The 13770-nt window shown below is 70.7% G+C and carries 11 protein-coding genes, 1 tRNA gene and 1 pseudogene; 7 read left to right on the top strand and 6 right to left on the bottom strand.

Translation table 11 applies throughout. From position 1 onward, the window contains the following. The first annotated feature begins 2 nt into the window (after positions 1 to 2). The 4 genes and pseudogenes from EES41_RS41480 to EES41_RS18795 all read left to right on the top strand — a co-directional run bounded on the left by EES41_RS41480 (position 3) and on the right by EES41_RS18795 (position 2368). The gene (locus EES41_RS41480; RefSeq protein WP_037797887.1) at positions 3 to 179 is read left to right on the top strand and encodes a hypothetical protein; all 177 of its coding nucleotides are present in this window, start codon (positions 3 to 5) and stop codon (positions 177 to 179) included. Next, complete coding sequence (locus EES41_RS18785; protein ID WP_073797768.1) at positions 176 to 814, top strand: aminodeoxychorismate/anthranilate synthase component II; 639 nt, start codon at positions 176 to 178, stop codon at positions 812 to 814. Before EES41_RS41480 ends, EES41_RS18785 begins: the two co-directional genes overlap by 4 nt. After that, positions 781 to 1626 (top strand): annotated as a pseudogene (locus EES41_RS18790) (class E sortase); the annotation flags it as partial. The gene EES41_RS18785 and the pseudogene EES41_RS18790, both read left to right, overlap by 34 nt. 13 nt (positions 1627 to 1639) lie before the next feature. Beyond that, on the top strand, positions 1640 to 2368 hold the full coding sequence (locus EES41_RS18795; RefSeq protein WP_123079582.1) for a class E sortase: 729 nt from the start codon (positions 1640 to 1642) through the stop codon (positions 2366 to 2368). Positions 2369 to 2654: 286 nt separating this feature from the next. Here EES41_RS18795 and pknB read toward each other — a convergent pair whose 3' ends face one another. The 6 genes from pknB to EES41_RS18830 form a co-directional block, all read right to left on the bottom strand. Then, entirely contained in the window at positions 2655 to 4682 is a 2028-nt protein-coding gene (pknB, locus tag EES41_RS18800; RefSeq protein ID WP_123079583.1) for a Stk1 family PASTA domain-containing Ser/Thr kinase, read from the bottom strand. 183 nt (positions 4683 to 4865) lie between these two features. Further along, positions 4866 to 6335, bottom strand: coding sequence for a penicillin-binding protein 2 (locus tag EES41_RS18810; protein ID WP_123079584.1), 1470 nt, complete (start codon positions 6333 to 6335; stop codon positions 4866 to 4868). Then, positions 6332 to 7756 (bottom strand): FtsW/RodA/SpoVE family cell cycle protein, encoded by a 1425-nt coding sequence (locus EES41_RS18815; RefSeq protein WP_073773975.1) that lies wholly within the window; start codon positions 7754 to 7756, stop codon positions 6332 to 6334. Before EES41_RS18815 ends, EES41_RS18810 begins: the two co-directional genes overlap by 4 nt. Positions 7757 to 7787: 31 nt before the next feature. After that, positions 7788 to 9257 (bottom strand): PP2C family serine/threonine-protein phosphatase, encoded by a 1470-nt coding sequence (locus tag EES41_RS18820; protein ID WP_250569678.1) that lies wholly within the window; start codon positions 9255 to 9257, stop codon positions 7788 to 7790. 138 nt (positions 9258 to 9395) lie between these two features. Next, the gene (locus EES41_RS18825; RefSeq protein WP_100581279.1) at positions 9396 to 9902 is read right to left on the bottom strand and encodes an FHA domain-containing protein; all 507 of its coding nucleotides are present in this window, start codon (positions 9900 to 9902) and stop codon (positions 9396 to 9398) included. A 10-nt stretch (positions 9903 to 9912) separates the two neighbouring features. Beyond that, positions 9913 to 10740 (bottom strand): DUF3662 and FHA domain-containing protein, encoded by an 828-nt coding sequence (locus EES41_RS18830; protein ID WP_123079586.1) that lies wholly within the window; start codon positions 10738 to 10740, stop codon positions 9913 to 9915. Positions 10741 to 11033: 293 nt separating this feature from the next. Between EES41_RS18830 and EES41_RS18835 the strand changes: the two genes are divergently transcribed. The 3 genes from EES41_RS18835 to EES41_RS18845 all read left to right on the top strand — a co-directional run bounded on the left by EES41_RS18835 (position 11034) and on the right by EES41_RS18845 (position 13733). Further along, positions 11034 to 11116 (top strand) — tRNA-Leu (locus EES41_RS18835). A 266-nt stretch (positions 11117 to 11382) separates the two neighbouring features. Next, positions 11383 to 13065, top strand: a complete 1683-nt coding sequence (locus tag EES41_RS18840) for a sensor histidine kinase (RefSeq protein WP_355797209.1) — start codon at positions 11383 to 11385, stop codon at positions 13063 to 13065. A gap of 20 nt (positions 13066 to 13085) precedes the next feature. Then, positions 13086 to 13733 carry a response regulator transcription factor gene (locus tag EES41_RS18845; protein WP_164496114.1) on the top strand — a complete coding sequence of 216 codons (648 nt, stop codon included), beginning with the start codon at positions 13086 to 13088 and terminating at the stop codon, positions 13731 to 13733. The last annotated feature ends 37 nt before the right edge of the window (positions 13734 to 13770 follow it).

A 13770-nucleotide genomic window follows, 5' to 3' on the forward strand; every position in this document is an offset into this window, starting at 1 on the left:
GCATGTACGGCTGGATCTGGCGGCAGCTGCCGGGCAACGCGTGGGTGCGCGCGCTGATCTCCCTCGTACTGGTCCTCGCGGTGGTGTACGTGCTCTTCCAGTACGTCTTCCCGTGGGCGGAGCCCCTGCTTCCGTTCAACGACGTGACGGTGGACGAGGGATCGGGAGCCACTCCGTGAGCGCGCGCATTCTGGTTGTCGACAACTACGACAGCTTCGTCTTCAACCTGGTCCAGTACCTCTACCAGCTCGGCGCCGAATGCGAGGTGCTCCGCAACGACGAGGTCGGGCTCGCACACGCGCAGGACGGCTTCGACGGCGTCCTCCTCTCGCCCGGACCGGGCACCCCGGAAGAGGCCGGCGTCTGCGTCGACATGGTCCGGCACTGCGCGGACACCGGAGTTCCGGTCTTCGGCGTCTGCCTCGGCATGCAGTCGATGGCCGTCGCCTACGGAGGGGTCGTGGGCCGGGCGCCCGAGCTGCTGCACGGCAAGACCTCGCCGGTGGTCCACGAGGGCCGGGGCGTCTTCGAGGGCCTTCCCTCGCCCTTCACCGCGACCCGCTACCACTCCCTCGCCGCCGAGCCCGGGACCCTGCCGGACGCGCTGGAGGTCACGGCGCGCACCGAGGACGGGATCATCATGGGGCTGCGGCACCGGGAGCACGACGTGGAGGGTGTGCAGTTCCACCCCGAGTCGGTGCTGACCGAGTGGGGCCACCGGATGCTCGCGAACTGGCTGGTGCGGTGCGGTGACGCGGGAGCCGTGGAGCGGTCGGTGGGGCTGGCCCCGGTGGTGGGCAAGGCCGTCGCGTGACCGCCCTCGCGCCGTCCGCGCCCGCCGAGGGCCGGGCCGCGCGGCGCAGGGCGGCGCAGGAGGCCGCGAAACGCGCGCGCAGGCGCGGCGGCGGCCGGCGGCGGCGCCGTCCGCGCTCGGGCGGTCCGCTGGTGGTCGCCAGCCGGCTGGCCGGGGAGCTGTTCATCACGCTGGGCCTGGTGATGCTGCTCTTCGTGGCCTACCAGCTCTGGTACACGAACGTCCTGGCGGAGCGGACGGCGAACGGGGCCGCGGGCTCGCTGCGCAAGGACTGGGAGCAGCCGGCCCCGGACGGGGCCGCCGCGCCGCCGGTGACGGCGTTCGAGCCCGGGCAGGGCTTCGCGATCCTGTACATCCCGAAGCTGGACGTAAAGGTTCCGGTGGCCGAGGGGATCAGCAAGCCGAAGGTGCTCGACAAGGGGATGGTCGGGCACTACGGCGAGGGCGCGCTGAAGACGGCGATGCCGGCGGACAAACAGGGCAACTTCGCGGTGGCCGGGCACCGCAACACCCACGGCGAACCGTTCCGTTTCATCAACCGGCTGGTGCCCGGTGACCCGATCGTGGTCGAGACGCGGGACGCGTACTACACGTACGAGATGACCTCGGCGCTGCCGCAGACCCCGCCGGCGAACGTGTCGGTGCTGAAGCCGGTTCCGCAGGGTTCCGGCTTCACTTCGGCCGGCCGGTACATCACGCTGACGACCTGCACGCCGGAGTTCACGAGCACCTTCCGGATGATCGTGTGGGGCAGGATGATCGATGAACGCCCGCGCAGCCAGGGCGCTCCGCCCGCGCTGACCAGCCCGTAAGGACGGATCCGCAGTGTCTCGTTCCCGCCGCCGCGCCGCGGCACCGACCGGCAACCGCAGCGTGCTCGCGGGGTTCCTGAGCCTGCTGGGCGAGTTCCTGATCACGCTGGGCCTGGTGCTGGCGCTGTTCGTGGCGTACTCGCTGTGGTGGACGAACGTCCTCGCGGACCGGCAGGCGTCGGCGCGGGGCGACGAGGTCCGCCAGCTGTGGACGCGGCCGCCCACGGCGGGGGCGCAGGCCGCGCCGGGGGCGCTGGACACGCAGGGCGGGGTCGGGTTCCTGCACGTTCCGGCGATGCGCAACGGCGAGGTGCTGGTCAAGCGGGGTACGGCGCCGGACGTCCTGAACGACGGAGTCGCGGGGTACTACACGGAGCCGGTGAAGGCGGGGCTGCCGTGGGACGCGTCGGGGAACTTCTCGCTCGCCGCGCACCGGGACGGGCACGGGGCGAAGTTCCACAACATCGACAAGGTGAAGAACGGCGACGCGGTCGTCTTCGAGACCCGGGACACCTGGTACGTCTACAAGGTGTTCGCGGAGCTGCGGCAGACGTCGAAGTACAACGTGGACGTGATCTCCGCGGTCCCGAAGGAATCGGGCAGGACGGCCCCGGGCCGGTACATCACGCTGACGACCTGCACGCCGGTGTACACCTCGAAGTACCGCTACATCGTGTGGGGCGAGCTGGTGCGGACCGAGAAGGTGGACGCGAAGCGGACCCCTCCGGCGGAGCTGCGCTAGCACCGGAGCCGCCGGAAGGCCGCTGTGGGGCGTCGTGGAACCCCCCCGGGCGGCGATGGCCAAGGCTTCACGTGTGACGCCTCAGACGGCCACACAGCGGCCCGTGTGAGCCCGCTGCGGCCCGTGTGAGCCCGCTGGGGCCCGCGTGAAGCCCGCTGGAGCCCGCGTGAGCCCGCTCGAACCCGCTGAAGCCCGCGAGACCCCCCGAGCGGGCGCACGACCACGGCCCGGACGACGAAAAGCCCGGCCCCTCGCACACGACGAGGGGCCGGGCTTTCGCGTCTGGCTAGCGGCGGCCGGTGAGCCCGCCGAAGAAGCCGTTGCCGCCGTCCTGCTGACCGCCGCCACCGGCGATCGTGGTCACGTTCACCACGGTGCCCGGCGGGACCTGCGTACCGGCCGGCGGGTCCGAGATGATGACCTTCGCGTTCTCGTCACCCGGGCCCGCGACGACCGCGCCGAAGGTCAGGCCCTTGCCGGCCAGGATGCCCCGGGCCTGGGACACCGTCTTGCCGGCCAGGTTGGGGACGTCGGTCGTCTGCGCGGCCTTGGCGACCGTGATGCTGACCGAGCTGCCCGGCTTGAGCTGCTCGCCGGGCGGGAACTGCTGCTGGAACACCGTCTTCGGCGCCGTCCCGGCGGGAGCGTCGGCCTCGGTGGTGCTGCCGAGCTTGAGGTTCGCCTGCTGGAGCAGCTTGGCGGCATCCTCCTTGGTCTTCCCGGTGAGGTCGGGCACCTCGGTCTTCGAGACCTCCTTGGCCACGATCAGCGTGATCACCGAGTTCCTCTCGGCCTCGCTGCCGGCCTTGGGGTTCTGGTCGAGGACCGTCCCCGCCGTGCGCTCGGACTCCTGGGTCTTGCGCTCGACCTGGAAGCCCTTGTCCTTGAGCGTCTTCTCCGCGTTGTCGAACGTCAGGTTGATGACGTCGAGCACCGGCACCTTGGGGGCGCCCGAGGAGATCTTCACCTTGATCGCTTCGCCCTTGTCGAGCTTGGTGTCGGGCTGCGGGTTCTGCGAGCAGACCTTGCCCTTGGGCTGGCTGTCGCAGGGCTCGTCGGCTTCCTTCACCACCTTGAGGCCCACGTTGTTGGCGTCGCTCTGCGCCGCCTCCAGCGTTTCGCCGATCAGCTTGGGCACGTTGGGCCGGTTGTCGGCGCCGCCGTTGAAGACGGAGCGGCCGATCAGGATGGCGCCGACGAGGACGAGCACGCCGGCGAGGACCAGCAGGATCGTCGAGGCCCGGCTCTTCTTCTGGCGCCGGCCGTGGCCCTGGTCGTAGCCGCCGTGACCGCCCTGGTCGCCGTACCCGTAGCCGTTGTCGCCCGGGGGCATCGGCGGGAGCATCGACGTCTGGCCGCCGGAGTCGGTGGCGCGCAGTGCGGTGGTGGGCTGGTCGTAGCCCTGGTGTCCGTAGCCGCCCTGGTCGGGGTAGCCGTATCCGGCGGCGCCCATCGAGGCGGTCGCGGCGACGGGCTGGCCGTCGAGGCAGGCCTCGATGTCGGCGCGCATCTCGTCGGCGGACTGGTAGCGGTAGTCGGGGTCCTTGACCAGAGCCTTCAACACGATCGCGTCCATCTCGGGCGTGATCTCGGGGTCGAAGTTCGACGGGGGCTGGGGCTCTTCCCGTACGTGCTGGTAGGCGACGGCCACCGGGGAGTCGCCGATGAACGGCGGCCGGACGCTGAGGAGCTCGTAGAGCAGGCAGCCGGCGGAGTAGAGGTCGGACCGCGCGTCGACCTGCTCGCCCTTGGCCTGCTCCGGGGAGAGGTACTGGGCGGTGCCGATGACGGCGGCGGTCTGCGTCATGGTCATGCCGGAGTCACCCATGGCGCGGGCGATGCCGAAGTCCATGACCTTGACCTGGCCGGTGCGGGTCAGCATGACGTTGGCGGGCTTGATGTCGCGGTGGACGATGCCGGCCCGGTGCGAGTACTCCAGGGCCTGGAGGATGCCGGTCGTCATCTCCAGGGTGCGCTCGGGCAGCAGCTTGCGGCCGGAGTGCAGGAGTTCGCGCAGGGTGGAGCCGTCGACGTACTCCATCACGATGTACGGGATGGAGATGTTGTCGACGTAGTCCTCGCCGGTGTCGTAGACCGCGACGATCGCCGGGTGGTTGAGCGACGCGGCCGACTGGGCCTCGCGCCGGAACCGGGCCTGGAAGGACGGGTCGCGGGCGAGATCGGCGCGCAGGGTCTTGACGGCGACGGTACGGCCGAGCCGGGTGTCGTGACCGAGGTAGACCTCGGCCATGCCACCGCGGCCGAGCACGTGGCTCAGCTCGTACCGGCCGCCGAGGCGACGCGGCTCTTCCATAACGTTGCAGCCCTCTCCGTCAGTCCCGACCGCACCCTCGTGTGGTCCGGCGGTGTGCTGTTCGCGCAAAGGCTACCGGCCGATCGTCGGTGATCGGTTCGCGGCCACAGGCTGATACCGGACCGGTACAGTACGCTCCGATCCGGGCGTCTTCTGTGGCCCGTATCACTCCGGTGGGGTCGTTCAGCCCTTGTTGCTCTTGAGTACGGCTTCCATGACCGCCTTGGCGACCGGGGCCGCGAGACCGCCGCCGCTGATGTCCTCACGGCTGGCGTCACTGTCCTCGACGACGACCGCGACCGCGACCGGCGAGCTGCCGTCCGGGTTCTCGGCGTAGGAGATGAACCAGGCGTAGGGGCGCTTGGCGTTCTTCTCGCCGTGCTGGGCGGTGCCGGTCTTGCCGCCGACGGTGACGTCCTTGATCTTGGCGTTGCCGCCGGTGCCCTTCTCGACGACGTTCACCATCATCTGCTGGAGCTTCTGCGCGTTCGCGGCGGAGAGGGGCCGGCTCATCTCCTGCGGCTCGTGCTTCTCGATGACGTCGAGGTTGGGGGCGGTCAGCTGGTCGACCATGTACGGCTTCATCAGCTTGCCGTCGTTGGCGATCGCGGCGGTGACCATGGCCATCTGGAGCGGGGTGGCGGCGGTGTTGAACTGGCCGATGGAGCTCTGGGCGTTGCCGTCGCGGCTCATGGTCTTGTCGTAGACGCTGGAGAAGGCCCGGACCGGGGTGTCGATCTTGTCGTCGTTGAAGCCGAACTTCTCGGCGGTCTTCACCATGTTGTCCCGCCCCACCTTGTCGCCGACGTTGGCGAAGACGGAGTTGCAGGACACCTCCAGCGCCTTGTTGAGGCTGGCCTTCTCGCACCCGCTGGCGTGGTTGACCATCGGGGTCTTGGTGCCGGGGAGGATGTACGGCTCGGGGGTGTCCGTCGGGGCGTTGATGTCGGTGACGACGCTGTTCTCCAGCGCGGCGGCGGCGGTGACGACCTTGAACGTGGAGCCGGGCGGGTACGTCTCGCGCAGGGCGCGGTTGACGAGCTTCTTGTCCTCGCTGTCCTTGAGGGACACCCAGGCCTTCTCGTCGTTCTTCGAGTTGCCCGCGAAGCTGGAGGGGTCGTACGAGGGGGTGCTGACCAGGGCCAGGATCGCGCCGGTGCGCGGGTCGATGGCGGCGACCGCGCCGACCTTGTCGCCGAGCTTCTCGAAGGCGGCCTTCTGGGCGGCCGGGTTCAGGGTGGTGACGACGTTGCCGCCCTGCTTCTTCTCCCCGGTGAACATGCCGACGGTGCGGTCGAAGAAGAGCCGGTCGTCGTTGCCGGTGAGGATGCCGTCTTCGAGGGATTCGAGCTGGGTGGAGCCGAAGGCCTGCGAGGCGTAGCCGGTCACGGGGGCCCAGAGCGGGCCGTCCGTGTAGGTGCGCTTGTACTTGTAGTCGCTGCCGTCGGTGGTGGCCGAGCCGGTGATGGGGTCGCCGCCCTTGACGATGATGTTGCCGCGCTGGGTGGCGTACTGGGCGATCTGGACCCGGCGGTTCTCCTTGCGCGTGCTGAGTTCCTCGGCCTGGACGTACTGCAGCCAGTTGGTCCGGATCAGCAGCGCGAGGACGAGCAGCCCGCAGAACAGCGAGATGCGGCGCAGGGGCTTGTTCATGACGGGCGGACCACCTGTGTCATCTCGGAGTCGGGGGACGGGGCGGGTGCCGGGGCAGGTCGGCGTGCGGTGTCGCTGATCCGGATGAGGATGGCGATGAGCACCCAGTTCGCGAGGACGGAGGAGCCGCCGGACGCGAGGAAGGGCATGGTCATGCCGGTGAGGGGGATGAGGCCCATGACTCCGCCGGCGACGACGAAGATCTGGAGCGCGAAGGCGCCGGAGAGGCCGATGGCGAAGAGCTTGCCGAAGGGGTCCCGGGCGGCCAGGGCGGTGCGGACGCCGCGCTCGATGATCAGGCCGTAGAGCAGCAGGAAGGCCATGACCCCGGCGAGGCCGAGTTCCTCGCCGACGGTGGAGAAGATGAAGTCGGAGTTGGCCGCGAAGCCGATGAGGTCGGAGTTGCCCTGTCCCCAGCCGGCGCCGAGGACGCCGCCGGAGCCGAAGCTCATGATCGACTGCCCGACCTGCTCGCAGGCGCCGGAGGTGCTGTAGCAGTCGAAGGGGTCGAGCCAGGCGGTGACACGGGCCTTGACGTGGCTGGCGGTGGCGCCGACGACGACGGCGCCGCCGATGCTCATCAGGAGGCCGATGACGATCCAGCTGGTGCGCTCGGTGGCCACGTACAGCATGATCACGAACATGCCGAAGAAGAGCAGCGAGGTGCCGAGGTCGTTCTCGAAGACCAGGACGAGCAGGCTCATCGCCCAGATCATGAGGATCGGGCCGAGGTCGCGGCCGCGCGGCAGGTAGAGGCCCATGAAGCGGCGGCTGGCGAGGGCCAGGGCGTCGCGCTTCACCATCAGGTAGCCGGCGAAGAAGATCGCGATGACGATCTTCGCGAACTCACCGGGCTGGATGGAGAAACCGCCGACGCTGATCCAGATCTTGGCGCCGAAGACGTCGGCGCCCAGGCCCGGGACGACGGGCAGGATCAGCAGGACGAGCGCGGCGGCCATGGAGATGTACGTGAACCGCTGGAGCACGCGGTGGTCCTTGAGGACCAGCAGCACGACGGAGAACAGGGCGATGGCGAGCGCCGTGTAGAGCATCTGCCGGGGGGCGGACTCGGTGAAGAGGCCGAACTGGCGCTTGGCGAGGTTCTGCAGGCGCTCGGACTGGTCGAGGCGCCAGATGAGAACGAGGCCGAGGCCGTTGAGCAGGGTGGCGATCGGCAGCAGCAGCGGGTCGGCGTACTTGGCGTAGCGGCGCACCACGAGGTGGGCGACGCCGGCGAGCGCACCCAGGCCGAGGCCGTAGAGGAACATGCCGGGCGGCAGCTTGCCGTGGATCGCGAGGCCTACGTTGGCGTAGGCGAAGATCGGGATGACCACGGCGAAGCCGAGCAGCAGGAGCTCGGTGTTCCGCCGGCTCGGCAGCTCGATGGCGCCGATGGTGGTCGTATTGGTGACAACGCTCATGGTGTGGCAGGCCCCCTGTGCCCGCGGGTGTCTACTTGCCGCAGAGGCCGACCAGCGCTTGCTCCGCGGGAGTCAGGCTGGGGCTGGGTGTCTGGGCGTTCTGCGATTCGGCGTTGCGGCGTTCTTCGTCCTTCTTGCAGGCGGACACCTGGACGCCGAGTTCGTCGATCTTCTGGCGGGCGCCATCGAGGCTGTTTTCGGTGATGGTGGCCTCGACCTGCTTGCGCTTGAACGGCGGCAGGTACTTCAGCTCGATGTCGGGGTGGTCCGTCTCGACCTGGTTGAGGTGGATCCAGCCGAGGTTCTGGCTGATCCCCCGGTAGAGCGCGACGTGCTCACCCTTGACGCCGACGTAGTACTGCGTCTGCGTCCAGCGGTGGGCGCCGTAGAGACCGCCGCCGATGGCGCCGGCGACGATCAGGAGGAGCAGCGTACGCGTCGTCCACTTGCGGCCTTTGCCGCGCCGCCTGCGGGGGTGGTCGTACGTGTCCTCGTAGCGCTGGTCTCCCTCGAAGGAGTTCGCCTCGGGGTCGCCGTAGCCGCCGCCTCCACCGTAGCCGCCGCCCTGGCTCTGCTCGGGGAATCCGTAGCCGGGGTTCTCGCCGCTGCCGGGCGGGCCGAAGGAGCCGGCGGGCGGGGAGGCCTGGCGGCCCAGGCCCGAGGCCCGGCCGGCCGGGGTCTGCATGGCGTTGCCGTCGAAGAGCTGGTGCTGGTTCTCGGCGACCGCGCCGACGACCACCGGGGTGTCGTTCAGCTGGGCGGCGAGGGTGTCACCGCTGTCGGTGCTCAGGACGTCGGCGACGATGCAGGTGATGTTGTCGGGTCCGCCGCCGCGCAGGGCGAGCTGGATGAGGGCCTGCACCGTCTCGTGGGGGCCGTGGTAGTCGGCGAGGGTCTCTTCCAGGGTCTGGTGGGAGACGACGCCGGAGAGCCCGTCGGAACAGATCAGGTAGCGGTCGCCGGCCCGGACCTCGCGGATGGAGAGGTCGGGTTCGACGGTGTCGCCGCTGCCGAGCGCCCGCATGAGCAGGGAGCGCTGGGGGTGGGTGGTGGCTTCCTCTTCGGTGATGCGGCCTTCGTCGACGAGGCGCTGCACCCAGGTGTGGTCCTGGGTGATCTGGGTGAGGAGGCCGTCGCGCAGCAGGTAGGCGCGGGAGTCGCCGACGTGGACGAGGCCGAGGCGCTGGCCGGTCCACAGGAGGGCGGTGAGCGTGGTGCCCATGCCTTCGAGCTGGGGGTCTTCCTCGACCATGACGCGCAGCTGGTCGTTGGCCCGCTGCACGGCGGTGGCGAGGGAGGTGAGGATGTCGGAGCCCGGGACGTCGTCGTCGAGCTGCACCAGGGTGGAGATCACCTCGGAGCTGGCGACTTCGCCGGCGGCCTGGCCGCCCATGCCGTCGGCGATCGCGAGGAGACGGGGGCCGGCGTAGCCGGAGTCCTCGTTCCCCTCGCGGATCATGCCCTTGTGCGATCCGGCGGCGAACCGCAGGGACAGACTCATGCGCACCTCGCCGGTCGGCTCCGGGTACAACCGGTCTTGAGCCACACTGCCCACCCTCCGGTCGGGAGCGCGCGCGGGTCCGTGTCCTGGATGGGACGGACCGTCGCGGCTCGCTCGCTCCGCTCGCTCATTCTCGTACTACTTCCGCAGCTCGATGACGGTCTTGCCGATGCGGATCGGGGCGCCCGGCGGAATGGGCGTCGGTGTGGTCAGCCGGGTCCGGTCGAGATACGTGCCGTTGGTGGACCCGAGATCCTCGACGATCCACTGGCCGTCACGGTCGGGATAGATCCTGGCATGGCGGCTGGAGGCGTAGTCGTCGTCCAGCACGATGGTCGAGTCGTGCGCCCGGCCGAGCGTGATCGTCTGGCCCGCCAGGGCCACCGTGGTGCCCGTGAGGGTGCCCTCGGACACGACGAGCTTGGTGGGCGCTCCGCGGCGCTGGCGCTGCTGTGGCGGCGCGCTCTGCCGGCCACCCGCCTGCTGTGGCGCGCTGGTGGCGCCGCCGCCGCCGCGGCGTGAGCCGCGTTGCGTGACTCGCGTACCAAAGAGGTCGCTGCGGATGACCTGTACGGCCACGATGACGAACAGCCACAGAACGGCCAGGAAACCCAACCGCATGACCGTCAGGGTCAGCTCTGACATTGCCCCCGCTTCACCCTTCGGCTTGCCGGTAAATGATGGTGGTGCTGCCCACGACGATCCGCGAGCCGTCGCGGAGCGTAGCGCGGGTGGTGTGCTGCCCGTCCACCACGATGCCGTTGGTGGACCCGAGATCCTGGATCGTCGGAGGCGTTCCGGTCCGGATCTCACAGTGCCGGCGGGATACGCCGGGGTCGTCGATCCGCACGTCGGCTTCGGTGCTTCGGCCGAGTACGAGCGTGGAGCGCGAGATCTGGTGGCGTGTGCCATTGATCTCGATCCAGCGCCGCGTCGTGCCGGGGGCGCCGGGTGGTACGGGTGCTGCGGGTCCGCCGGGGGCGGGCCTGCGTGCGGCTCCGCCGGGAGGCGGGGCCGCGGGCATGGGGGGAGCGGCGGCCGGGGGGTAGCCGTAGCCGCCGGGCTGCTGCTGCTGGCCCTGGGGGGCCTGCGGCTGAGCCTGGGAGGTGCTGGAGGCGAGCGTACGGCTACGGACCCGGTAGAGACCGGTGTCGAGGTCGTCGGCCTTCTCCAGGTGGACCTTGATCGGGCCCATGAAGCTGTAGCGCTGCTGCTTGGCGTAGTCGCGGACGAGGCCCGCGAGCTCGTCGCCGAGCTGGCCGGAGTAGGGGCTCAGGCGCTCGTAGTCGCCGGTGCTGAGCTCCACGATGAAGTCGTTCGGGACGACGGTCCGCTCGCGGTTCCAGATGGTGGCGTTGTTGTCGCACTCCCGCTGGAGGGCGCCGGCGATCTCCACCGGCTGGACTTCGGACTTGAACACTTTGGCGAAGGTGCCGTTCACCAGACCTTCGAGTCGCTGCTCGAACCGCTTCAGGACTCCCATGGGGCACCTCCTCCGTCGTTGTCGCCCTGTACTGCTTACTGATCGTATCCACGCGTGGCGGATTCGGCTGGTTCCCCATCGGTCCTGTGGCGAGGAGTGTTGGTCCTCACAAGGGATCGTAGGGGCGCTCCGATGACAGTGTCCCGCACCGGGAGCGGAGTGCGGGAGGGGCCCGTCGTGGCGGGTGCGCGGGGTGCGGGGAAAGCGATGTGAATCCACCCCCTCCGACGTGCTAATGTTCCGATGTCGCCAGGGGAACGGCCCGCAAGGGAAGAACCACTGGGACGCTGCTCGGGCGAGTGGCGGAACGGCAGACGCGCTGGCTTCAGGTGCCAGTGTCCTTCGGGACGTGGGGGTTCAAATCCCCCCTCGCCCACATCGACGAGACGGTCGTCACCACGAAAGTGGTGGCGGCCGTTTCGTGTTTCCCCCTGCGGGTCAGGTGAGTTCGGGGCCGGACCGCGGCCCGTCTCCCGCCCGCCGCCCCAGCGGCGTTGCGCCCCGGGCGGGTTGTCGAGTGATCCCGGCCACATCTGTTCGGGCGGGGGGTGTTGACGGGGGGTCGGCCGTCCGACTTTCGTCGGGCCGGGCGCGACGAAAGAGGGCGGCGGGCGGCGGGTGCGGATGTCTAGGGTCGGGCCCGTGGATGCGACGGCGAGGGTGCGGGCGGGCTGGGACTGGCTGAAGGGGCCCGAGCCCTGGACCCGGCGGATGCTGGCGGGAGACCTGGCGCTCGCGACGGTGGCGGCGGTGCTGGGGCTCGGCGTCGAGGAACTCGACCGGGGCTCCGGGGCGCGGATGCTGGCCAGCGCCGTGCTCGTCGTGGCGCTGACGCTGCTGCGCCGCAGGCTGCCGGCGGCCACGCTGGTGGCGGGCTCGGCGCTGAGCGCGGTCCTCCCCGGGGCGCTGCTGGTGACCGGCCTGCTCGGCTGGTCGGCCGGGCGCCGGATCGAGGGGGTGGGCCGGGCGCTGGCCGCCTTCAGCCTGGCGTTCGTCGCGGCCGTCGGCCTCGGTGTCGTCAGCGAGTCCGAGATGCGGCCGCTGCTGGTGATCGTGTTCACCATGCTGCTGTTCATCGTGACGACCGTCATGCCGGGTCTGGCCAGCCGGTACTGGTCGCAGCGCCGGACGCTGCTGCGCGCGCTCCAGGAGCGCAACGCGCAGCTGATGCGGGAGCGGGCGATGATCGCCGGGCAGGCCCGGCTGCTGGAGCGGCAGCGGATCGCCCAGGACATGCACGACAGCCTGGGGCACCAGCTGGCGCTGATCTCGGTGCACACCGGGGCGCTGGAGGTGGACCCGAAGCTCACCGACCGCCAGCGCGAGGCCGTCGGCGTACTGCGGCAGGCGTCGGTGGCGGCGATGCACGAGCTGCGCGAGGTCGTCGGGATCCTGCGGGACGGGGTGGCGGCGCCGGTCCCGGTGGAGGAGGCCGCGCAGCCCGCGGCGCGCGGGGTGGCCGGGATCGCGGGGGTCGTGGAGTCGGCGCGGGGCGCGGGCACGCACGTCGGGCTGGCCACGACCGGGCGGCCCCGTCCGCTGGTCGCGGCCTGCGACCACGCCGCGTACAGGATCGTGCAGGAGGCGCTGACGAACGCGTACAAGCACGCGCCGGGCGCGGCGATCGCGGTGGAGCTGCGGTACGAGGACGACTCGCTGGTGGTGGAGATCGCCAACGGGCCCGCGGCCGGGCCGGGCGCCGGCGAGGTGGTCTCGGGCGGGCAGGGCCTGACGGGGCTGCGCGAGCGGGCGCGGCTGGTGGGCGGCATGGTGCACGCGGGCCCGACCGAGGGCGGCGGGTTCCGGGTGGCCGGGGTGCTGCCGTACGGCGCCGAGCCGGCCGGGGTGGAGGAAGCGGCGGACGACTTCGGGCAGCGGCTGCGGCCGCACGTACTGGACGGCACGCCGCCGATGGACTGGGCGGCGGTGGACCGGGAGCTGACCGTACCCCGCCGCAGCCGGGCCGGTGGCGTCGCGATGGGCTGCGGGATCGCGTTCGCGGCGGGGGTGCTGTTGCTGGTCGCGCTCGGGGTCGTGGTCGTCCTGATGGCGGGTTCGTTCAAGGACGGGGTGATCGACAGGGAGGAGTACGACGCGGTACGGATCGGCACCGCCGAGCAGGAGGTCCGCGACCGGCTGCCGAGCGGGGACTCCGTCCTGACCTCGGGACTCGACCGCAAGGGCCCGACGCGGCCGGCCGGCTCGGAGTGCCTGGCGTTCCTGGCGGCGGACGGGCCGTCGGATCTGGGCAAGGATCTGGTTTTCCGGTTCTGCTTCACGGACGGCAAGCTCGTCGACAAGCAGGCGTACGAGGTCAAGCAGTAGGAGCGCGGGTGACAGCCAGGGTGGTCCGAGTGGTGATCGCTGACGATGAGCCGCTGATCCGGGCCGGGATCAGGATGATCCTGACCTCGGCGCCGGACATCGAGGTCGTCGCGGAGGCGGCGAACGGGCGGGAGGCGGTCGAGCTCGCGCGGGCGCACGCGCCGGACGTGATGTTGCTGGACATCCAGATGCCGGTGATGGACGGGCTGACGGCCCTGGGCGAGCTGGGCCGGGCGGCGCCCGAGGTGCGCGCGCTGATCCTGACCACCTTCGGGGAGAAGGAGAACGTGCTGCGGGCCCTCGGTCAGGGCGGCGCGGGGTTCCTGCTGAAGGATTCGGCGCCGGGCGAGCTGATCGGCGCCGTACGGGCGGCCGCGGCCGGGGACGCCTACCTGTCACCGGCGGCGACCCGGCACGTGGTGGACCAGCTGGCCTCGGGGCAGGCCGCGGGGCGCGGTGAGGCGGCCCGGCGCCGGGTGGCGGAGCTGAGCGAGCGGGAGCGCGGGGTGCTGGCGCTGCTGGGCGAGGGCCTCTCGAACGCGGACGCGGGCCGGCGGCTGCACATGAGCGAGGCCACCGTGAAGACGTACGTGAGCCGGATCCTGGCGAAGCTCGGGTGCGAGAACCGCGTACAGGCGGCCCTGCTGGCCAGGGACGCCGGCCTGTAGATACGGTTCGGGCCGGAATTGATGATGTTGGCCGGGA

Source organism: Streptomyces sp. ADI95-16, assembly GCF_003721495.1.
Taxonomy (GTDB): Bacteria; Actinomycetota; Actinomycetes; order Streptomycetales; family Streptomycetaceae; genus Streptomyces; species Streptomyces goshikiensis.